Origin of the sequence: Streptomyces chartreusis NRRL 3882, from assembly GCF_900236475.1 — a bacterium.
In the GTDB taxonomy this organism is placed as follows: domain Bacteria; phylum Actinomycetota; class Actinomycetes; order Streptomycetales; family Streptomycetaceae; genus Streptomyces; species Streptomyces chartreusis_D.
The window spans coordinates 7,775,780-7,796,466 of record NZ_LT963352.1 but is presented as its reverse complement, the minus strand read 5'-3'; the positions used below and the strand labels follow the sequence as shown (position 1 = coordinate 7,796,466).

Annotated in this window: 14 protein-coding genes; 5 read left to right on the top strand and 9 right to left on the bottom strand. The window is 72.4% G+C overall.

The window, feature by feature from the left end:
- Positions 1–8: 8 nt before the first annotated feature.
- Positions 9–3,368, bottom strand: a complete 3,360-nt coding sequence (locus SCNRRL3882_RS35410) for an NACHT domain-containing protein (RefSeq protein ID WP_010048707.1) — start codon at positions 3,366–3,368, stop codon at positions 9–11.
- Positions 3,369–3,699: 331 nt separating this feature from the next.
- Here SCNRRL3882_RS35410 and SCNRRL3882_RS35405 point away from each other — a divergent pair, with 331 nt between their 5' ends.
- A complete protein-coding gene (locus tag SCNRRL3882_RS35405; RefSeq protein WP_010048709.1) occupies positions 3,700–5,688 on the top strand; it encodes a hydrolase in 1,989 nt (662 codons plus the stop codon).
- A 17-nt stretch (positions 5,689–5,705) separates the two neighbouring features.
- Here the strand turns inward: SCNRRL3882_RS35405 and SCNRRL3882_RS35400 are convergent, their stop codons facing one another.
- From SCNRRL3882_RS35400 to SCNRRL3882_RS35365, 8 genes are all read right to left on the bottom strand, one after another.
- Complete coding sequence (locus tag SCNRRL3882_RS35400) at positions 5,706–7,187, bottom strand: MFS transporter (RefSeq protein WP_010048712.1); 1,482 nt, start codon at positions 7,185–7,187, stop codon at positions 5,706–5,708.
- Positions 7,188–7,359: 172 nt separating this feature from the next.
- Positions 7,360–8,760, bottom strand: coding sequence for a cytochrome P450 (locus SCNRRL3882_RS35395; RefSeq protein ID WP_010048715.1), 1,401 nt, complete (start codon positions 8,758–8,760; stop codon positions 7,360–7,362).
- Between the two features lie 142 nt (positions 8,761–8,902).
- Positions 8,903–10,009 carry an FAD-dependent oxidoreductase gene (locus tag SCNRRL3882_RS35390; RefSeq protein WP_010048717.1) on the bottom strand — a complete coding sequence of 369 codons (1,107 nt, stop codon included), beginning with the start codon at positions 10,007–10,009 and terminating at the stop codon, positions 8,903–8,905.
- A 169-nt stretch (positions 10,010–10,178) separates the two neighbouring features.
- On the bottom strand, positions 10,179–11,342 hold the full coding sequence (locus SCNRRL3882_RS35385; protein ID WP_010048719.1) for a substrate-binding domain-containing protein: 1,164 nt from the start codon (positions 11,340–11,342) through the stop codon (positions 10,179–10,181).
- 46 nt (positions 11,343–11,388) lie between these two features.
- The gene (locus tag SCNRRL3882_RS35380; protein ID WP_102514903.1) at positions 11,389–12,480 is read right to left on the bottom strand and encodes an ABC transporter permease; all 1,092 of its coding nucleotides are present in this window, start codon (positions 12,478–12,480) and stop codon (positions 11,389–11,391) included.
- Positions 12,477–14,030 carry a sugar ABC transporter ATP-binding protein gene (locus tag SCNRRL3882_RS35375; protein WP_010040907.1) on the bottom strand — a complete coding sequence of 518 codons (1,554 nt, stop codon included), beginning with the start codon at positions 14,028–14,030 and terminating at the stop codon, positions 12,477–12,479. The genes SCNRRL3882_RS35380 and SCNRRL3882_RS35375 overlap by 4 nt, the downstream gene beginning before the upstream one ends.
- A gap of 67 nt (positions 14,031–14,097) precedes the next feature.
- Positions 14,098–17,115, bottom strand: coding sequence for a SpoIIE family protein phosphatase (locus SCNRRL3882_RS35370; protein ID WP_010040908.1), 3,018 nt, complete (start codon positions 17,113–17,115; stop codon positions 14,098–14,100).
- Positions 17,116–17,259: 144 nt separating this feature from the next.
- A complete protein-coding gene (locus SCNRRL3882_RS35365) occupies positions 17,260–17,682 on the bottom strand; it encodes a secondary thiamine-phosphate synthase enzyme YjbQ (RefSeq protein WP_010040909.1) in 423 nt (140 codons plus the stop codon).
- Between the two features lie 122 nt (positions 17,683–17,804).
- On the opposite strand from SCNRRL3882_RS35365, the gene SCNRRL3882_RS42685 reads away from it, so the two are divergent.
- The 4 genes from SCNRRL3882_RS42685 to SCNRRL3882_RS35350 all read left to right on the top strand — a co-directional run bounded on the left by SCNRRL3882_RS42685 (position 17,805) and on the right by SCNRRL3882_RS35350 (position 20,680).
- The gene (locus SCNRRL3882_RS42685; RefSeq protein ID WP_313884353.1) at positions 17,805–17,888 is read left to right on the top strand and encodes a putative leader peptide; all 84 of its coding nucleotides are present in this window, start codon (positions 17,805–17,807) and stop codon (positions 17,886–17,888) included.
- 130 nt (positions 17,889–18,018) lie between these two features.
- Positions 18,019–18,888, top strand: coding sequence for an ABC transporter permease (locus tag SCNRRL3882_RS35360; protein WP_029181244.1), 870 nt, complete (start codon positions 18,019–18,021; stop codon positions 18,886–18,888).
- Positions 18,861–19,601, top strand: a complete 741-nt coding sequence (locus SCNRRL3882_RS35355) for an ABC transporter ATP-binding protein (protein ID WP_010040911.1) — start codon at positions 18,861–18,863, stop codon at positions 19,599–19,601. The genes SCNRRL3882_RS35360 and SCNRRL3882_RS35355 overlap by 28 nt, the downstream gene beginning before the upstream one ends.
- 53 nt (positions 19,602–19,654) lie before the next feature.
- Positions 19,655–20,680 carry an ABC transporter substrate-binding protein gene (locus tag SCNRRL3882_RS35350; protein WP_010040915.1) on the top strand — a complete coding sequence of 342 codons (1,026 nt, stop codon included), beginning with the start codon at positions 19,655–19,657 and terminating at the stop codon, positions 20,678–20,680.
- Positions 20,681–20,687: the final 7 nt, after the last annotated feature.

Sequence of the window (20,687 nt, the reverse complement as noted above, 5' to 3'; positions counted from 1 at the left end):
CGGTTCGCTCACCGCACCTTCGCGTTGTGCTGCGCCCGGTGCCCCATCGACTCCCAGAACCTCCGCAGCTCCGTGAGGTTCGTGCGGCGCTGCCAGGCGGCCTTGGGGCGGAACGGGGAGCGGGACAGGAGGGTGGACTGGGCGCGGCAGAAGGCCTCGCCGAGTTCCACCCGGTGGCCGTCGAGACCCTTGGGCGGGTACGGGCACAGCTCGAAGGCGCAGTCGTCGCGGCAGTTGGAGCCCGCCTGGGAGGAGGCCGTGCGGACGGTGGTGCGGCCCGGGTCGAGCGGGGTGCGGTCCAGGGTGAGGCAGGGCGGCAGGTCGGGCCGGGCGGTGTGCTGGAGGCGCCGGATGCGGTCGGTGGGCCAGTCTCCCCGTTCGGCCAGGTTGAGGAGCAGCAGCACGTCGGCGAGGAGTTGCTGCGCGGTCGGGTGCAGGGCGCTCCAGCCCGTGGAGGGCGGGATCCACAGGTTGTGCTTGCGTGCCTCGCCGTGGGACGTCTGGGAACCGACGTGCGCGGCGACGCCCGACTCGTCGATCCACAGGAACCGTTCGGGCTGGCGCGTCTCCAGGGCCCAGACGCAGAGTTTCCCGGCCGCGGTCACGAACGGGTGCTCCGGTTCGCCGTCCGGCCGGGCCAGCCACTGACGGACCTGCTGGGCGGGGTCGGAGCCGTGTCCGCGTGACGGGCGTCCGGCGGCGTTGCCGTCGGGCAGGTCCCACAGGGTCAGCGCGTGCAGCAGCGTGAGGCGGGTGAACCAGAAGCGGGTGCGCTTGAGCATGTCCCACGCCTGCTCGCTCAGGTACTCGCGGGCCTCGGGCCGGGCGTGCGGATGGCGGTGCCGGCGGTTCGCCGCGAACTTGAAGCCCTGGGCCAGCGCCACCTCCACGTTGAGGTCGACTCCAGCGGGCCCGTCGAGACCGTCCACCGGGACTCCGACGCGCCGCACCCAGCTCTCCAGGAACGCGTACGGGGTGTCCTGGTGCCGGTGGGTGGTGACCGAACCGACCAGCAGCGGGATCAGCCAGGCGCACAGAGTGTTGTCCCGCCACTGCCGTTCCTCGGCCTCGCGGTCCTCGCGTTCCCGCCGGCGCTCCTGGCGCCGCTCGTCCTCACGCTCCTTCAGTTCCCTCTTCATGCGCGCGACCTGGCCCTCGCCCTGTCGGCGCAGTCTGGTCTCCCGCTCCCCCACCAGTTCCGGCTGCTGCCCGTCCCACAGCTTCTCCCGCCAGTCGGGCTCCCGCTCGACCCGCAGGCCCTCGACCAGCTGCGGCCCGCGCAGCCTCGGCTGGAGCGCGGCGAAGGCGAGGTCCCCGCCGGCGCCGATCTCCTGAGCGATGGCGAGCCGGACCGGGTAGGAGGGTTCCAGGCGTGCGATCTCGAACATCTCCAGATAGGCGGGCCGGAGGGTCTGCCGCTGGGCGACACCGCGCATGGCCTCCCCGAACCGGGCCACGAGCAGGGCCTTCGCGGTGCCCAGGGTGTGCGGGTCGCGGGCCCTCAGATCCGGCCAGGACGTGCACAGCCGCATGGCGATGAGGTGCTGCTCCGGCTGGGCGTCGACGCTGTCGATCTCCAGGGCGGCCGCGTACAGCTCCAGGGCCTTGCTGTGCAGGGTGCGGCCGAAGAGGGGCCGTACCTGGTGCTTGTCGTCGTTGTCGGGTCCGGTGTTCCTGACCGTCTGTGCCTGGTAGGCGGCCTCCATCAGCAGATCCCGCGCGGCGCTCACCGGGCACCACACTCTCCCGTCGGAGCCCACCGCGCCCGGCTCCTCATGGACGCACGCGCCGTCGGGCAGCCGGGAGTGCAGCACCATGGCGATCAGCAGCTCCCGGCCCGGTTCACGCAGGGCCGCCGGGAAGTAGGAGCCCTCCGTCGGCTGTGCCGGGACGTCCGGGTGGATCACCGCGTTCAGGAACCGGGCCCCCAACTGGGCCTGGATCACGCTGTGCTGGAAGCGGACGCGGTCGCCGCCGAGCTCGACCAGGTCCATCCGGGCGCCCCAGTGGGCGGCGAGCCGGAGGTCGATGCCGCTGTCGCCGACCCTGCGGGCCAGTTCCCGGACGATCTCGGGGAAGCGGGAGCGGGCCGGGTCCTGTTCGTCGACGACGTCGACGAACCGCACCTCGGAGGTGTCGAGGGCGAGTCCCACGCACGCCAGCGCGGACAGGTAGTGGACGACCGAGCGGCGCTCCTCCGGGGAGAGCGGCAGATCCGCCCCGAAACGGCCGCTGATGAGGGCGCTGAGCCAGGTCTCGAACAGGTGGAACCTCAGGGACGCCCGGTCGCCGCCCCGCGTCTCGACGGCCTCCTCCTCCGCGGAGCCGGCGAGGGCCCGCTCCAGCAGTCCCTGCTCGTGCAGTTCGGCGGCGATCTCAAGGTAGGTCGGGGCCTCCGCGATCCCGGCCCGCTCGACGATCCAGTCCAGCCGCTGCCGGTCCTCCCCGGCGCCCCCGGACGAGATGTAGCTGAGGGCGGCCTCCTCGCTCAGCGGCTCCAGTTCGGTGAGGGACGCCTCCATGCCGCGCAGCGAGTCGTGTGGCCGGGAGGTGATGATCAGCGGCAGCCCCTCCTCGTTGGCACGGCGGATGGCCAGCCGGATGATGGTGTCGCGTTCCTCCGTCAGGTCCTCGGCGGTCAGCGCCTCCTCCAGACCGTCCGCGAGCACCACGATCCGCCCCTGCTGGCACAGCCGCCGCCACACCTTCTCCGCCTCGGCGCCGGAGCGGATGTTGCCCTGCACCTCCCGGCAGAAGCGCTTGAAGGCCAGGTCGCGGAAGTCGAGGTCCTGGTCGGCGGCACGCAGCCGTAGCGGCACCGGCACCGCCCCGCGCTCCGCGAGCCGCTGCGTCAGCAGCACGACCAGCGCCGTCTTGCCGGTGCCGATGCCGCCGACGACGACGTGCGTACGGCGGAAGCGGCGGTCCCGCAGGTCCTCCATGAGGACGGAGCAGAGCTGGTCGCGGCCCACGACCCGGCCGAAGATGCCGCCCGCGGTCTCCACGAGTTCGTGGGGCTCCTGGCGTGCCTTCCGCAGATAGGCGCGGCGCACGTGGCTGAACCGGAAGAACAGGTAGGTGACGGTGGCCAGGGCGAGGGTCAGGAACGGCATGAACAGGGACTGGAGGACCGTGCAGCTGAACTGGTCCGGCTTGCACTGGGCGTCGACCCACCGGACGGGCGACTCGAACTCCTTCTCCTGCCCCATGGTGATGACGGCCGTGACGGCCAGGAACAGCAGCAGCAGCGCGCCGAGGAACGTCAGCACCAGCAGCGCCACGTACCCGGCGCTCTTGCGGACCCGCCAGGTCCTGGTCCGGTCGTAGCCCGGCCGCATCAGCCGGCGCCGGTGCAGCGCGCGGCGCACGCCGAGCCCGTCGCGGAGCGTCCGCCCGAGCAGCCGCGGCAGCCCTCCTTCATGTCGCGGGGCAGCAGGACCCTGGGAAGCACGCGTACCACCGTTCACCCTGTGAGGGTTCCGCGCCCGAGGGTCCCCGGGCGCCCGCGGGCGGCAGATTCACCCGACGGAAGCCCTCGGGACCCGCCACCTGGCCGTGCGCCGTCCCACCGGACCGCGCGGGGCCGGGACGCGCAACTTCCGTCCGCGGCAGACCACTTGACGTTGAACCGTTTCACTGCTTCCCTCGAAAGGCTGCTCATGGGAGCGCTCCCATCCACCCTCACGTGAAAGGGACCCCGTGCAGACCTCCCCCCACCCCTCCCCCAGACGCGCCCTGCCCGCTCTCGTCACCGCCGCGCTGCTCGCCTGCCTGCTGTCCCTGGCGGGCGGCTCTCCCGCGCGGGCCGCGGCGGGGGACGGCTCGGTGTCCGATCCCAACATCGCGTACGTCGGTCGCTGGGACACCTCCTCCGGGACCGCGGCCGTGCCCCACTGGACCGGCGCCTACCTCCAGACCGACTTCACCGGCACCACGGTGAAGGTCAGGGCCAGGAACGCGGTCAACTTCTACGCCAGCATCGACGGCGGCCCCGATGTCTTCCACGCCGGTGTGCGCGGCACGGTGAACCTCACTCCCCGGCCGCTCTCCCCCGGCACCCACACCCTGCGCCTGTCCTACCGCTCCGGTGACACCGTCTTCCAGGGCCTGGTCCTGGACTCCGGTGCGCGGACCGTCGCCGCCGGCGCCCCGACCGGCCTGGTGGAATTCGTCGGCGACTCCATCACCGCCGGGGCCCTGACCGACCGGCTGGCGCTGGACTCGTACGCCTGGAAGACCGGGGAACGGCTGGGGATGCGGCACACGCAGATCGCCCGGTCCGGGTACTGCCTGGTCGCGCAGACGGGGTGCACCGGTCTGAGCGGGCAGTTCTTCAAGACGGCCAGTACCGGCGGCGCGGCCTGGGACTTCTCCCGGTACCGGGCCGACGCGGTCGTCATCAACCTCGGCACCAACGACATCGGGCACGGCGTGTCCGGCGCCGCCTTCCAGTCGGCGTACACCGCGTTCCTGCGGGACGTGCGGGCGAAGTACCCCACGGCGCACCTCTTCGCGGTGCAGACGCTGAAGAAGCGCTACGTCACCGAGACCAGGGCCGCCGTCAGCGCCCGCAACAGCGCCGGTGACGCCCGGGTGCACTACGTCGACACCTCGGGCTGGCTCACCGACGGCACCGACTACGAGGACGGCAACGGGCACCCGAACGAGGCGGGGCACACCAAGTTCGCCGAGCGCCTGGCCCCGGTCGTCCGCGCCCGGCTCGGCAGCGGCGCGACGGTGAAGGCGGCGGCTCCCGGGCAGCCCGGCGACCCGAGCATCAAGTTCGTCGGCCGCTGGGACACCACCAGCTCCGCCACCGCCTACACCCCGTACTGGGCGGGCGCCTACTACCGCGTCGGCTTCACCGGCAGGACGGTCAAGCTGAAGCAGCGGGGCACGATCGATCTGTGGGCGCGGATCGACAACGGGCCGGTGACGTTCTACGACGACGTCAAGGGCACGGTGAACCTGACCCCGTCGGCCCTCTCCTCCGGCGCCCACACGCTCCAGGTCAACTACCAGGTGGTGGCCGGATCGTACAAGGGCGACGCCGTCTTCCAGGGCCTCGTCCTGGACAGCGGCGCGACGACCTTCGCACCATCGGCCCCGGCGAAGCTGGTCGAGTTCGTCGGCGACTCGATCACCGTGGGCACGACGTCCTCGCAGAACGCCCGTACCGCGTACGGCTGGCTGATCGGGGAGCGGCTAGGCGTCGAGCACACGCAGATCGCGCAGGGCGGGGCGTGCCTGGTGGCCGCGCCGGACGGCTGTGTGGGTCTTGAGCGGCAGTTCACCAAGCTCAACCCGAACGCCGCGACGCCCGACTGGAACTTCTCCCGCTACCGGGCCGACGCGGTCGTCATCAACCTCGGCACCAACGACGTGGGCCACGGGGTGAGTTCCGCGCAGTTCCAGTCGGCGTACAGCAGCCTGCTGCGCAAGGTCCGCGCGGCGTATCCGCAGGCGTGGATCTTCGCGCTGGAGACGTTCCGCGGACGGTACGTGCCGCAGACCGAGGCCGCTGTGAAGGCCGCCGTCGCCGGCGGGGACGCGCGGGTCTCCTTCGTCGACACGACCGGCTGGCTGGGCTCGGGGGATCTGACGGACTCCGTGCATCCCAACGACCGGGGACACCGGGTGATCGCCGACCGGCTGGCGCCGGTCATCGCCGCGAGGATCGGGGCCTAGCGGGTCGGGGGCGGGCCTCACATCGGGCCGGGGCCCGCCCCTCCCTTGAGACGTTCCAGGTCGGAGGGACGGACCTGGATGACGATCAGGGCGATCAGCGCGGCGACGGCGGTGAAGATCGCCGCCATGATGAAGGCGGCCGAGGCGCCGGCGGTGAGGATCTCGTCGGACCAGGGTTTCGGCAGTTGCCCGGTGCGTTCGAAGCGCAGGCGCTCGGCAGGGGGCGCCTGCTGAAGGAAGAGCGGGATCTGCTTCTCGGCCTCGTTGGTGCTGGCCGTGCCGTACATGGTGACCAGGATGGACAGGCCGAGGGAGCCACCGACCTGCTGGGTGGCGTTGAGCAGTCCGGAGGCCGCGCCGGTCTCCGGCGTGGGCACGTTGGACAGCGCCATGAGGGTCAGCGACACGAACTCCATGCCCATGCCGAGGCTGAAGACGAGCATCGGGCCGAGGACGCTGCCCGCGTAGGTGGAGTGCACGTCGGTCAGGGTGAGCCAGGCCAGCCCGGCCGCGGCCAGGATCGCGCCCAGCACCATGAACGGCTTGGGGCCGTAGACGGGCAGGAACCGCGAGGCCAGTCCGGCGCCGATGGCGATGACCGCGCTGACCGGGAGGAAGGCCAGTCCGGCTTGGAGAGGGCTGAACCCCAGCACGTCCTGCACGAAGAGCGTGAGGAAGAAGAACATGCCGAAGATCGCGGCGGCCAGGCACAGCATGATGCCGTACGTGCCCGCACGGTTGCGGTCGGCGAACATGTGCAGCGGCGTGATGGGCTGTCTGGAGCGCCGCTCGATCAGGATGAAGCCCGTCAGGACGACGGCCGCCGCGCCGAACGAGGCGAGGGTGAGAGCGTCGCGCCAGCCCTCCTGTGCGGCCCTGATGAATCCGTAGACGAGCAGCACCATGCCCGCGGTGGACATGAGCGCGCCGGTGATGTCGAAGCGTCCGGGGTGGCGTTCGGACTCCCTGATCCAGCGCGGTGTGGCGAGCGCGATGAGCAGGCCGATGGGCACGTTGACGAACAGCACCCACCGCCAGTTCAGCCACTCCACGAGGATTCCGCCCGCGAGCAGGCCGATCGCGCCGCCGCCCGCCGAGACCGCGGCGAAGACCCCGAAGGCGCGGTTGCGATCCGGCCCCTCGCGGAAGGTGGTGCTGATCAGGGCGAGGGCCGTCGGGGAGGCGATGGCGCCGCCGCAGCCCTGGAGGGCGCGTGCGCCGAGGAGTTGACCGGCGTTCTGGGCCAATCCGCCGAGCAGGGAGGCGAGTACGAAGAGCAGCACGCCGAAGATGAAGACGCGCCGTCGTCCCAGGATGTCGCCCGTCCTGCCGCCGAGCAGCAGCAGGCCGCCGAAGGTGAGGGTGTAGGCGTTGACCACCCAGGCCAGGCTCGTGGTGGAGAAGTCGAGCGCGCTCTGGATGTGCGGCAGCGCGATGTTCACGATGGTGATGTCGAGGACGACCATCAGCTGGCACGAGGCGATGACGAAGAGTGCCATCGCGTTTCCGCCACCACCGGATGCTCTGGTGGTGGTCGCCTGTGGGGAAGCCGGCTGCGGGCTGCTGCCTGCGGTGTCCACCGTTCGACGGTACGTCCGGCTCCCGGACCTCACCACTCGATCAACGTCGGTGCCGCCCGCACGCACCGTTCGTTCCGGCCCGGCCTCCCGGTCAGCGGCCGCCGCGGATCAGGCCCGTCAGATAGCGCCACAGCGAGGAGCGCTGCCGGGCGGACTGGTCCGGCAGGACCTCCTCGGCCACCTCGGGCACGGGCCCGTCCGCCGAGGGCCGCACGGGTGCCGCGGAGAGTTCGTACCGCACGGGCAGCGAGCGCAGGCCGCGCATGAACGGGGAGGAACGCCAGGGCAGTTGGTCGGCGGGCAGGGCGAGGCCGAGGTGGTCGAACCGCTCGAACAGGCGCCCCACACCGGCCGCCGCGACCGTCGAGGCGAGCTCCCGCGCGGGGCACTGGCGCGCTCCGGCTCCCCAGGAGAGATGCGCCCGGGTGCTGATGGTGGTGCCGGAGGCGACGTGGTCGGCGAAGAGCGGGTCGGCGTGCGCGGCGGCCGAGGAGACCCACACCGGGTCGCCGGCCCGGATCGTGTAGTTGCCGAGCGGGGTGTCCTCGGCCGCGAAGCGCGGGACGAAGTTCACCAGGGGCGGCTTGCGCATGACCACCCGGTTCATGGTCTCCCTGACCATCCCCGCGGACAGGCTGGCGCGCACGCTGCCCTCGCCCGAGATGACCTCCACGACGGTGTTGGAGATGAGGATGCCGACGTGGTCGGAGGTCATGCCGAGCAGCATGAACAGTTCGCGGGCCAGATGGTCGAGCGACAGGTCCGGGTGCGCGGCCAGCAGGTACGAGGGGAAGTCGTCGCCCGGCTTCTCCAGCTTCAGCGCGGCCAGTTCCGCCAGCGTCGCGAGCAGGCGCTCCAGTGCGGCCTCGGCGTCCGGGCCCGCGTCGAGCACGCGCCACATGTCCATCAGCGCGTCGTCGCCCTGTGAGCCGGGGAAGCCGAGCAGATGGCTGGCCACCATCAGCGGCAGCGGCCGGGAGAACTGCGCGGACAGGTCCGCCACGCCCGTCTTCCCGCCCTGCCCGACCAGGGTGATCAGCTCGTCTGCGTAGGCGGTGACGGCGGCCTTGAGGCGCTTGGCCTGGGGGTGGCGCGGGTCCTGGAACGGCTTGAGGGCAACGTCCCACGCCGTCCGCAGCGGCCGGTATCCGGGGCCGCCCTGGATCAGGATGTGGTTGACCTCCAGGGACGGGCCGAGCGGCCAGTCGGCCGGCACCCGGCCCTCGGAACGGGCCCGCCAGTTCTCCAGCCCCTTCGGGAAGCCGTCGTTGTCCTGGAGGACCTGGAGCGCCTCGCGGTAGCCCAGGACCAGCCAGGCGGGTACGCCGAGCAGATCGACCGGCGCGACCGGGCCGTGCTGCTGCCTCAGCCGCTCGTACACGAGCGCGGGGCGCGTCTCGTAGTCCCGGGTCAGCAGCGGCTGGGGACTCAGTGCCTCCAACCGCGTGTCGTCCAGGTCCACGGATCCGCCGTCACCCCACTGGGATTCCATCGTCTTGCCACCCTCCGACACGCCCCGTACCGGCACGCCATCAGCCGGTAACCGGAAACGGTGGGGACCCTACCCCAGACACAACCGGCCGGTAACGACCGGGGGTGGGATCGCGCGGGGCGGCCCTGCCCCGTGCCGTGGATCAGGCGGCGGTGTAACCGAGTTGGCGTCGCATGTAGGGCGTCATGAGGGTCTTCGCCTTGGCCATGGCGGTGGTGCGGCTGCCGAGGACAGCGGACTCGCCGCCCGGTACGGGCAGCACGGTCAGTCCGTCGGCCGGGCCGAACGGCACGATGAGCGGGGTGCGCTGGATCGGCCGGTAGAAGCGCGGCTCCTTGCGGTGCCTGCCCGAACTCTGGAGGAAGGCGCGGATGTTGTGGGCGGCGATGTCCGCCTGCGCGAGGGCGGCGGGGGTGATCTTGAGTTCGCTGACGTCGTTCACGTCGCCGACGGCGAACACGTCCAGCTTGCCCTCGACCCGGAGCGTCCGGTCGACCTTGACGTGTCCGTCCCTGTTCAGCCAGTCACCGTGCCCGGCCAGGCGGAGCCAGAGCGTGTTGGGTGTGGTGCCCGTCGCCCAGAAGGACAGGTCGGCCTCGATGAGGGTGCCCCGGGCGTCGCGGTAGGTGCCGAAGTCGTTGCCGGGCGACATGAACGAGTCGAGCCGTACCTCGACGTCGTGGGCCTCCAGCCACGCGAGGGCCTTGCGTCCCGGCCGCGCGCTGCCCGTGGAGTCGAGCAGGGCCGGTCCGGAGTGGGCGAGCGTGACCCGGGCGTCCGGCCGGGCGAGCCTGATCTCGGCGCTGAGTTCGACGCCGCCGGGGCCGCCACCGACGACGAGGACGTGCTCGGCCGTGGCCACGTTGCGCTGGTGCTCGGCGAACGACTTGGCCGCCTCCTCGACGGTGGTGCCGACGAAGCGAGCCGGCTCGGGGTAGTCGGCGCCCGTGGCGATCACGACCACGTCGTACGGCAGCCGCTCGCCCGTGGCGAGGACGACCTGCCGCTCGGCGGTGTCGATACGCACGACCTTGCCCGCGACCACGCGGCCGTGGTGCAGCAGCCGGTCGTACGGGATGAAGGGCGTGTGCGTCCACTCGGGGCGCACACCCGCGCGCAGGGAGGCGACGCGGTGGAAGAAGACTTCCTTGCGGTCCACCAGCGTGACCCGGGCCGTCGCGTCCAGCCGCTTCGCCAGCCGGACACCGCCGTAGCCGCCGCCGATCACCACTACGTCGCCGTCGTACACGCCCAGTCTCCTGTGCCTGGTGGGGGGTGCGAGTGCCGCCGCGGAACGGGCCCCGCTCGGATCGACCCCCGGCGGCCACTCGACTGAAGGTGAGATTAGCCCTTGAAAATTAAAGGAATTCCGAGGTTCCGTGCATGTTCCGTGAAGGGATCGGCACCCTGAACGGACGTCACTTCCCCCAGATCTTCCGGTACGCCTCCCGGTAGCCCGACGGGTCCCAGGTCGTGGCGCCCTCGCTGTTGCCGGCCGTGGCGATGTGGACGGGGGCCGTGTACCGGCTGGCCGGGCGGCCGGAGAAGGCGCGGTTGAACTCGTCGACGATCTGCCAGCCCTGGAGGGACAGCGGCTCGGGCACGGTGGCGGCCTGGTACTGCCTGCTGTTGATGCGCTGGAAGGCGGACGGATCGCCGTCCCCCGCGCCGATGTTGTACGGCGGCCCCGACCCCTTCTCACCGGCCGCGCGGAAGGCGGGGGCGGCGTCGGCGAAGTACAGGTCGTTGATGGCGACGGAGTGGGTCCAGCGGTCCTGGAACCGGGAGAGCAGCGAGGAGATCTCCCGCGGGGTGCGGCTGCTCGCGTCCGGGATGGGGATGTTCTCGACGGACAGCAGCCGCACCCCCCGGCACCTGGCGAGTTCCTTCCTGATCAGGTCGGACTTGTTCCTGGCGAAGGGGATCGACGCGTCGGTGATGAGCACGACCCCGGCGCGGCCGTCCGAGTCGGAGATGATCCACTGCGCGCTGATGCGGGCCACGTCCTGGACGCGGGTGGTGACGTTGGTGAAGAGGTCGGGCTGCCGGCTGGGGCCGGGCTCGGGCACCGCGTGCCAGCCGATGAGCGGGATGCGCAGCGCGTTGGCCCGGGTGACCTGCTGTGCCGTCGAGCCGGGGTCGAAGCCGCCGATGACGATGCCCGACGGCCTGAGGGCCACGGCCTCGCTCATGGCCGCCTGGATGCCGGCCGGGGTGCCTCCGCCGTCGATCACCCGGACGTTCCACCCGATGACCCGCGCGGCTTCCCGCACCCCGTTCGCGGCGCCCGCGACGCCGGGATTGGTCATGGTCTGGGCGACGTAGACGATGGTCCTGCCCGACACCGCCGCCGGGCCGCTGGTGGGTCCGCCCCAGGGGATGTCGGTCCGTTCCGCACGGGTGACGGCGGACTGGGCCCTGGTGTGGACGTCGGGGCAGCCGCTCGGGCCCGTCGCGGTCTCGTCCGCGCCGTCCGACGAACCGCGTTCGCACCCGACGAGGGCGGTCGCCGTCGCCAGCAGGGCACAGCAGGCGAGCCGCGCGGTGCGGGCTCCGGGGGCGGCCTTGCGATTGCGGTGCACGGTGGGCTCCTGTGAGGGGATCGGCGCGGCGGGGCGTGCCGAAGGGTCAAGGGGGTGTGCCTGTGGTGCCGCCCTCCGGTGTCGGGGAGGAGGGCGGCGGGGGCGGCGCGGCGGGTGTGTCGCGGGCCGCGGCGCCGCCGCGCAGCCGGCGGCGGGCGGCGTATCCGGCCAGACCTACGGCGATGAGCAGGGTGCCGCCGTGGAACAGCGGCACCGTCCAGAAGTCGGCGCCCAGCTGGGCGATGCCGGTGAGGCCGACGGCCAGGACGGCGACGGCGACGACGGTGCCGAGGGCGTTGGGCCGGCCGGGCTTGATCGCCGTGGAGCCGAGCAGGGCGCCGACGAAGGCGGGCAGCAGGTAGTCGAGGCCGACGCTCGGGTTGCCGATCTGCTGCTGGGACGCGAGCAGCACACCGGCGAAACCGACGATCAGCCCCGAGGCGGCGAACGCGAAGACGGTGTAGGTGCGGGTCGGGATGCCGACGAGGTCGGCCGCGCGCGGGTTCGATCCGACGACGTACAGGTACCGGCCGAGCGGCAGCCGCTCCAGCACCAGCCAGAGGATTCCCGCGAGGGCGAGCACGTAGAAGGCGGGGACGGGGAGGCCGAGGAAGGTGGAGTCGTAGAGGTCGGTGAACGCGGGCGGGAGGCCCTGCGGGCCCGGGACGATCCGGCTGCCGTCGGTGATCCAGCCGGTCACGGCATACATCATGCTGCCGGTGCCGAGCGTGGCGATGAAGGAGTCGATCCGGCCGAACTCGACGATGACGCCGTTGAGGACGCCCACGACCAGCCCTCCGGCGAGCACGGTGAGGCAGGCGAGCGGCCAGGGCCAGTTCTCGTCGACGACGAGCTGCATCACCATGACGTGGGCCAGTCCGAGGCCGTAGCCGATGGAGAGGTCGAACGCGCCGGTGACGATGGGCACCATGGCGGCCAGCGCGAGGACGGCCGGGATCGACTGGTTGGACAGGATCGAGTCGACGGTGTCCAGGGTGGGGAAGGTGTCCGGCAGCGCGAGGGAGAAGACCAGGTAGAGCAGGGCGGTGAGGGCGAGCAGGCCGTAGGCGCCGATGTGGTGCCCGCCGGGGGCGCGCAGGCGCCCGGAGCGGGGCGGGGAGGGGGGCGCTTCGGTCATCGGTTCGTCGCGGCCGTGGACGGGGGCAGGGCCGAGGCCGCCCGGGTGAGCCCGGTGACCGTGAGGGCGCTGCCGCTCAGCTCGGCCGTCACGGACCCGCGGACGAAGACCAGGGTGCGCCCGCACACGCTCGCGACCTCCTCGAAGTCGGTGGACAGGAGCAGGACCGAAAGGCCCGCCGACAGCGCCTCGTCGAGCAGGCGGTGGATCGCGGCCTTGGCGCCGATGTCCACGCTCGCGGTCGGCTCCTCGAGGATCAGCAGCCGCAGCCGCGTCCGCAGCCAGCGGCCGATCATGACTTTCTGCTGGTTCCCGCCGGAGAGCGTGGCGATGGGGGCCTCGCTGTCGCGGGGGCGCACCGAGAACCGGTCGATCAGGGCGGCGGCCTGGACACGCTCGCTGCGCGGACCGATCCAGTGCGGCGCCGGCCCGCCTCCCGCGCGGGGATTGGCCAGGAAGTTCTCCCGCACGGTCAGTTCGGCGAGGCAGCCCTCCCGCAGCCGGTCCCCCGGCACGAAGCCGACGCCGCGAGCGACGGCCTCCGCGACCGAGCGGGGGTGATAGGGCCGCCCGTCCAACACGGCCCGCCCCCCGAGGAGGGGCCGGTCCCCGGCGAGGGCACGCCCCAGGTCCGTGTGCCCGGCATCCGACAGCCCGACCAGCCCGAGGACCTCACCGACCCCGAGCTCCAGGCTCACCGGCCCGGCCCGAACGGTCCGTACGCCGTCGAGGGTCAGAACGGGGGGTGTGGGGGCCGGGGGTTTGGCTGGGCGGGCGGCAGGCGGTTCGGGTTCTTCGCCGACGATGTCGTGGACCAGGCGGGCCGGGGCGTGGCCCGCGAGCCGGCCGTGGCTGACGAGGCGGCCGTCGCGCAGTACCGCGAACGTGTCGGCGACCTGGTACACCTCGTCCAGGCGGTGGCTGACGTAGAGGATGGCGTGGCCGCGGTCGCGCAGGCCGTGGAGCACGCCGAAGAGCCGGGTACTGTCCGCGGCGGGCAGGCGGGCGGTCGGCTCGTCGAGGACGATGAGCTTCGCGCGGGTCGCCAGGGCCCTGGCGATCGCGACGAGTGAGCGCTCGGCCGGTGCGAGCCCGGAGACCGGCGCGTCGGGGTCGAGGTGTCCGGCGACGATCCGCAGCGCGTCGACGCAGCGCTCGCGCGTGCGCCGCCACGAGATCAGTCCGGTCCGGCGCGCGTACCCGTTGGTCAGGGCGATGTTCTCGGCGACCGTCATCCACTCCACGAGACCGAGGTCCTGGTGGATGAAGGACATGCTCCGGGACGCGGCGGGACTGCCGAGCGGCAGGCCGTCCACGGTGATCTGTCCCGCGTCGGCGGGGTGGACGCCGGCGAGGACCTTGATGAGCGTGGACTTGCCGGCGCCGTTGGGCCCGAGGAGGGCGAGCACGCTGTGGGCGTGGACGTCGAGGTCGACCCCGGCCAGCGCGACGGTCCCGCCGAACCGCTTGCCCAGCCCGCGGATACGGACCAAGGGCTCCGGCCCGAAGGGTGAAACCGCCTTCACCGGCGTGTCAGGAGCGTCGCGCACCCGATTAAATTACAACATTTCGGACGCCTTTCGGCCGCGGTGACTCCCACGCGGGTCGGCGGACGCGTCACGCGGCGTCGAGCCCGCACTCGGCCCAGATGACCTTGCCCTCCGGGAGGTAGCGCGTGCCCCAGCTCTGCGAGAGCTGCGCGACGAGGAACAGGCCGCGTCCGCCCTCGTCGGTACTGGCCGCCCGGCGCAGATGAGGGGCGGTGTTGCTGACGTCGGAGACCTCGCAGATCAGGGTGCGCCCGTGCAGCAGCCGGACCCGGATGGGCCCGGCGCCGTGCCGGATCGCGTTGGTGATCAGCTCGCTGAGGATCAGCTCCACGGCGAACGCGGCCTCGTCGAGCCCCCAGTCGGCCATGCGCCGCATGGCGGACGCCCGGACCTCGGCGACGACCGCCGGGTCGGCGGGCAGCTCCCAGGCCGCGATCCGGCCGGGATCCAGGGCGTGCACGCGGGCGACGAGCAAGGCGATGTCGTCGTGCGGGTGCGCGGGCGCCACGGTGTCCAGGACCGCCTGACAGGTCTCCTCGGGTGCCCGCTCCGGGTGGGCCAGGGCCGCGCGCAACTGCTCCAGGACCACGTCGACGTCGCGGTGCCGGTCCTCGATGAGTCCGTCGGTGTAGAGCACCAGCTGACTGCCCTCGGGGACGTCGATCTCGACGGCGTCGAAGGGCAGCCCCCCGAGACCGAGCGGGGGCCCGGCCGGAAGGTCCGGGTAGGACACGGCGCCGTCGGGGTGGACGAGTGCGGGCGGCGGGTGACCGGCGCGCGCCATGAGGCACCGCTGCTCGGTCGGGTCGTAGACGGCGTACAGACAGGTCGCGCCGATGACGCCGGCGCCCTTGCCGTCGGGGTCCTCCCGGTCCAGGCGTCCTACGAGGTTGTCCAGGTGGGTGAGGACCTCGTCCGGGGAGAAGTCGAGCTCGGCGAAGCTGCGCGCAGCGGTGCGCAGCCGGCCCATCGTGGCCGCGGAGAGCATGCCGTGGCCGACGACGTCGCCGACGAGGAGCCCGACGCGGGTGCCGGAGAGCGGGATGACGTCGTACCAGTCCCCGCCCACGTCGGACTCGGCGGGCAGATAGCGGTGGGCGACCTCGACGGCGTCCTGGTCGGGCAGACCGTGCGGGAGGAGTCTGCGCTGGAGGGCCAGGACCATGGTGCGTTCGTGGGTGTAGCGCCGGGCGTTGTCGATGGACAGGGCGGCGCGGGCGGCGAGCTCCTGGGCCAGCGAACGGTCGTCGTCCCCGAAGGAGCCCCCGGCACGGTAGAAGCTGGCGATCCCCAGGACGACCCCGCGGGCGAGCAGGGGCACCGCGATGAGGGAGTGGACGTGGGCGAGCAGGCGTGCGGTGTGCTCGGGGTCCTGGGCGAGCCAGCCCGCGGCGGCCTTCAGGTCCGGTTCCAGCACCGCCTCGCCCCTGGTCAGGCAGCGCAACTGGGGCGCGGTCGGGCCGAAGTCGATGCGCTTGCCGGGCTGGGTGAAGGGCAGGCCCTCGCGGACGCCGTGCACCACCGTGCGGCGCAGGTCGGCGAGGGGGTCGGCGGATTCCTCGCCGCGCAGGACGGCATCGGGCAGGTCGATGGTGACGAAGTCGGCCAGGCGCGGGACCGCCGTCTCGGCCAGTTCCTCGGCGGTGCGGCGCACGTCCAGGGTCGTGCCGATGCGGGCGCTGGCCTCGGACAGCAGCTCAAGGCGCCGGCGCGCGGCCAGGGCGTACGCCCCGACGTGCGGCTCCCCCACCATGACGAGCCCCCGGGCCGGGAACGGGGAGCCGGTGCCGTCGTCCGCGGCCGGGAACGCCGAGCCGGTGCCGTCGTCCGCCGCGCCTCTGCCGCCGTACAGCGCGTCGCCACCGCCGTCGACCACGTCCCTGCCACCATCGACCGCGCCCGCACGACCACCAGCCGCACCCCCACCGCCGTCAGCCATGCCCCCAGCGCCGTCCGCCGGCCCCCTCCCGCTCTCGGTGCCGCCGGTCTCGCCGTGCCCGCCGGGCACCCGGTCACCGTCGGGCGCGACGGCCGGGCCGGGTGCGGCGGCGAGATATCCGGACGGCAGGGTGATCGACGGCCGGGCGGGCCGGACGACGGCCGAGAGGGCGGCGAGGTCCGGTAGCTCGTCGGCCTGGTGCGGGAGGACGAGGGGCCCCCTTGCCGCGGCGCCGGGCAGCACCGCCTCGACGGCGAAGCCCCGCACCCCGGAGGCGCTCGTCATCGGGCGGCTCACGAGCGTCACCCGCCGGCCGCCGGGCAGGGCCACGTCGATGGCGGCCCGCTGCCCGCGGGAGATCAGCTCGGCGGCCTTCTCCTTCAGGATGTCCTGGTCACGCGGGGGGAACTCGCCGGCCACCGCGTCCAGGGCGACACCGCTGTACAGGCCGGCCTCGCTGCCGGTGGCCAGGTACGTCCGCAGCAGGGCGCGCTCGTGCGCGGAGCTCTGCCCCAGCAGCCGCCGCTCGATGTTCTCGGCCGCCCGGCGGATCGCCGCGCCCAGCCCGGGCTGTTCGAAACTGCGTGGATAGCCGAAGCACAGCACGCCCTCGATGCGTCCGCTGAGCGGGTCCCGGACGGGCATCGCCACGCAGGCGTTGCCCTGGGAGCGTTCCGCGAAGTGCTCGGCGCCGTAGACGCGGATGAGCTGCCGCTCCGCCAGGGCGAGTCCGATGCCGTTGGTGCCGGCGACCTGCTCGGCGAAGACGAAGCCCGGCACCCGCTGGATCGCCGGGAGGCTCCTGGCCATCGTGGGGTCACCGAATCGGCGCAGAAGGACGGTCCCGTTCGCGTCGGCGACCGAGATGTTGACCTGGCTGCCGGAGAACGCGACCTGGAGCCGGTCGAGCACCGGCACGGCCGCGCGGACGATACGGCCCCCGGGGTCGAAGTCCTCGCTGTAAGGGAGGTCGGTCCGGTCCGGTGACAGGCCCAGGGACCGGCTGCGCCGCCACGAGTTCAGGATGGACGTCCGTACACCCGTGTCGACCGGCTCACCCTGGAGGAACCGCTCGCGAAGCCGGGCGGGGCCCGTGCCGTCGGTCGCACGTCCCGCCGGCTTGGGTTCCTCGCCGGACCGAACCACGCTTCGCCTCGCTTGCGCCCGCGATCATCCGCTGCTCGGAAGAGAATCTGGCATTGACGAGGATACGGGCATTAAGGGCACGCGTCACGGTGCGCCGGAGCCGTTCGGGCGCCGCACCGAGGGCTCCGGCCGGGCTGACCGCGTTCACCCCAGGAAACTCAACCGCACCTTCCGCTCCGGGTTGTCCTTGTTCGTGTCCACGAGGCACACCGACTGCCAGGTCCCGAGCTCCAGCCGGCCGCCCAGCACCGGCAGGGTCGCGTGCGGCGGGACGAGGGCCGGCAGCACGTGGTCGCGGCCGTGGCCGGGGCTGCCGTGCCGGTGCTGCCAGCGGTCGTCGGCGGGCAGCAGCGTGTGCAGTGCGGCCAGGAGGTCGTCATCACTGCCGGCACCGGTCTCGAGCACGGCGATTCCGGCCGTCGCGTGCGGGACGAAGACATTGAGGAGGCCGTCGCGACCGGCCGCCGCCTCCCGAAGGTAGGACTCGCAGTCGCCGGTGATGTCGACGACCCTCTCCGTGGAACCGGTGCGGACGTTCAGGACTCGGGTGGTGAAGACATCTGACATGCCCCCATCCTGACGCACGCGCCCGGTTCCACCCGGCTGACCCCGCCCGGGTGGTGGTACCGGCGTCCACTGGACGAGACGCCCGTTGACCGTGCGCATGCCAGCTGGCTAGGTTCAGCCGCATGTTGCGTTCAGCCCTGCTCACCACGCGCGGTCACATCGACCTGCTGCGGGTGGCCTCCGCCGCGTGTCGCCGCGGCCGCTGACGCCCTTCTTCCCCTCGCTTTCCGGTTCCCTCGCCTTGGTTCCGCCTGCCCGCTGAGCGTCCCTGTTCTCGTCGGTGCGGCGGCGGCGAGGCGTGCCTCCCCTGCACTCGCTCTCCCCCGTGGAGCCCTCATGAGCATCAGTCATGCCCCGCCCACGCCCTCGAAAGCTGATATTTCGCATGTATCAGCTCCTGACCTCGACCTCCAGCCCCTCGTCCCCACTTCCTCCCGCCGCACCCGCGTCCCCCGCTGGCTGCGCCGCACCACCGGCCCGGTCCTGCTGCTGGCGTTGTGGCAACTCCTCAGCGGCACGGGCGCGTTGCAGCCGGAGGTACTCGCCTCGCCCGGCCGTATCGCCCAGGTCGCCGGGGACATGGTGGCCGACGGCTCGCTGCCCGCGGCCATGGGCACCTCGCTCCAGCGGGTCGCGGCCGGGCTGCTGCTCGGCCTGGTCGTCGGCACCGGACTCGCCCTGCTGTCGGGCCTGTTCCGGATCGGCGAGGACCTGGTGGACGCGCCCGTGCAGATGCTGCGGACGGTGCCGTTCGTGGGTCTCATCCCGCTGTTCATCATCTGGTTCGGCATCGGCGAGGCCCCCAAGGTCGCCATCATCACGCTCGGCGTGACCTTCCCGCTCTACCTCAACGTCTACGCCGGAATCCGCGGCGTGGACGCCCAGTTGATCGAGGCCGGCGAGTCCCTCGGATTGTCGCGCCGGGGACTCGTCCGGCACGTCGTCCTCCCGGGCGCGCTGCCGAACGCCATGACCGGCCTGCGCTACTCGCTCGGCATCGCCTGGCTCGCGCTGGTCTTCGCCGAGCAGGTCAACGCCGACTCCGGCATCGGGTTCCTCATGGTGCAGGCGCGGGACTTCCTGCGGACCGACGTGATCGTGGTCTGCCTGGTCGTCTACGCCTTCCTCGGCCTGCTCGCCGACTTCATCGTCCGCTCTCTCGAAAAGGTGCTGCTGCAATGGCGACCGACGTTCACCGGCCGGTGATCCCCCAGGCGGTCCACGTCGAGGGGCTCACCCGGTCCTTCGACGGGCGTGCCGTCATCGACGATCTGCGACTGGACGTCCGGCCTGGCGAGTTCGTGGCCCTGCTCGGCCGCAGCGGCTGCGGCAAGTCGACGCTGCTGCGCATCCTCGCCGGGCTCGACCGCGACATCGAGGGCACCGTCCTGGTGCCGCGCCGCAAGGCCGTCGCCTTCCAGGCCCCCCGGCTGATGCCGTGGAAGAAGGTGTGGCGCAACGTCCTGCTCGGCCTGCCCGGCAAGCCCGAACGCGCCGTCGCCGAGCAGGCCCTCGACGAGGTCGGCCTCGGACACCGCTCGGCCGCCTGGCCCAAGACCCTCTCCGGCGGCGAGGCCCAACGCGCCTCACTCGCACGGGCGTTGGTGCGCGAGCCCGATCTGCTGCTGCTCGACGAGCCGTTCGGCGCGCTCGACGCCCTCACCCGCATCAAGGCCCAGCGGCTCGTGGGCGAGTTGTGGCAGCGCCGGGGCTGCGCGGTGCTCCTCGTCACCCACGACGTGGAGGAGGCCGTACTGCTCGCCGACCGCGTCCTGGTGATGGACGGCGGCGTCATCGCCCACGAGCAGCGCATCGACCTCGACCGTCCCCGCGACATCACCGACCCGCGCTTCGCCGCGCTGCGCGCCGGCCTCCTCGAACGCCTCGGCGTCGAGGCGACGGCCGCCGAAGCCGCCTGACTCCTCCCGCCCCTTACGTCCCCGGCCTCACGACTTACACGAACGGAACCACCATGCGACGACGTCTCGCGCCCGCCGCCCTGCTCCTCCCCCTCGCCCTGCTGCTCACCGCCTGCGGCGGGAACTCGGCCGCCGGTACGTCGGACGGCGGCACCGACGGCCAGGGCTCCGTCACGCTCGACGTCGGTGACCAGAAGGGCGGTTCGGAGGCCATCCTGCGGGCCGCCGGGGAACTGAAGAACCTCGACTACAAGATCAAGTGGTCCACGTTCACCTCGGGACCGCCGCTGCTGGAGGCCGTCAACGCGGGGGCCGTCGACATCGGCGGCGTCGGCAACACCCCGCCGGTCTTCGCGGCCGGAGCGGGCTCGAAGATCAAGGTGGTGGCCGCCTGGCACGGCACGTCCAAGGGCGACACCATCCTCGTCCCGAACGACTCGTCCCTGAAGAGGCCCGAGCAGCTCAAGGGCAGGTCGGTGGCCGTCGCGCAGGGCTCGTCCGCCCACTACCAGCTGGTCGCGTCGCTGAAGAAGGCCGGGCTGAAACTGAGCGACGTCAAGGTCAAGTACCTCCAGCCGGCCGACGCGCTCGCCGCGTTCACCGCCGGCAAGGTCGACGCCTGGGCGGTGTGGGACCCGTACACCTCACAGGTGCTGAAGGCCGGGCAGGGACGGGTCCTGACAGACGGCGACGGCGTGACCAACGGGCTCACCTTCCAGGTCGCGGCGCCGGACGCGCTGAAGGACAAGAAGAAGGCCGCCGCCGTCAAGGACTACCTGGAGCGGCTGCGGCGTGCCTACACGTGGGTGTACGACCACGAGGAGGAGTGGGCGAAGGTCTGGGCGAAGGACACCGGGCTCCCCGAGGACGTGGCCCTGGCCGCGGTGAAGCGCACGTACACGACCCGGATCGCGGTCGCCGTCGACAAGCCGCTGATCGCCTCCGAGCAGGAGATCGCCGACACGTTCACGTCGTTGAAGCTGATCCCCCGCGAGGTCGACTTCGCCGACTTCACCGACACCCGGTTCAACGGCGACCTGCCGCCGTCGACGACCGCGCCCCGGCCCTCGGAGGGCTAGGGTCTGT

What these genes read in the sequence shown, in the direction of transcription:
- SCNRRL3882_RS35400 (WP_010048712.1), bottom strand. Translation starts at nt 7,187, where the DNA reads ATGGCACTCTTCGTCATCGCCTCGTGCCAGCTGATGGTCGTCCTCGAC.
- SCNRRL3882_RS35395 (WP_010048715.1), bottom strand. Translation starts at nt 8,760, where the DNA reads ATGGAATCCCAGTGGGGTGACGGCGGATCCGTGGACCTGGACGACACG.
- SCNRRL3882_RS35380 (WP_102514903.1), bottom strand. Translation starts at nt 12,480, where the DNA reads ATGACCGAAGCGCCCCCCTCCCCGCCCCGCTCCGGGCGCCTGCGCGCC.
- SCNRRL3882_RS35365 (WP_010040909.1), bottom strand. Translation starts at nt 17,682, where the DNA reads ATGTCAGATGTCTTCACCACCCGAGTCCTGAACGTCCGCACCGGTTCC.
- SCNRRL3882_RS42685 (WP_313884353.1), top strand. Translation starts at nt 17,805, where the DNA reads ATGTTGCGTTCAGCCCTGCTCACCACGCGCGGTCACATCGACCTGCTG.
- SCNRRL3882_RS35360 (WP_029181244.1), top strand. Translation starts at nt 18,019, where the DNA reads ATGAGCATCAGTCATGCCCCGCCCACGCCCTCGAAAGCTGATATTTCG.
- SCNRRL3882_RS35355 (WP_010040911.1), top strand. Translation starts at nt 18,861, where the DNA reads ATGGCGACCGACGTTCACCGGCCGGTGATCCCCCAGGCGGTCCACGTC.
- SCNRRL3882_RS35350 (WP_010040915.1), top strand. Translation starts at nt 19,655, where the DNA reads ATGCGACGACGTCTCGCGCCCGCCGCCCTGCTCCTCCCCCTCGCCCTG.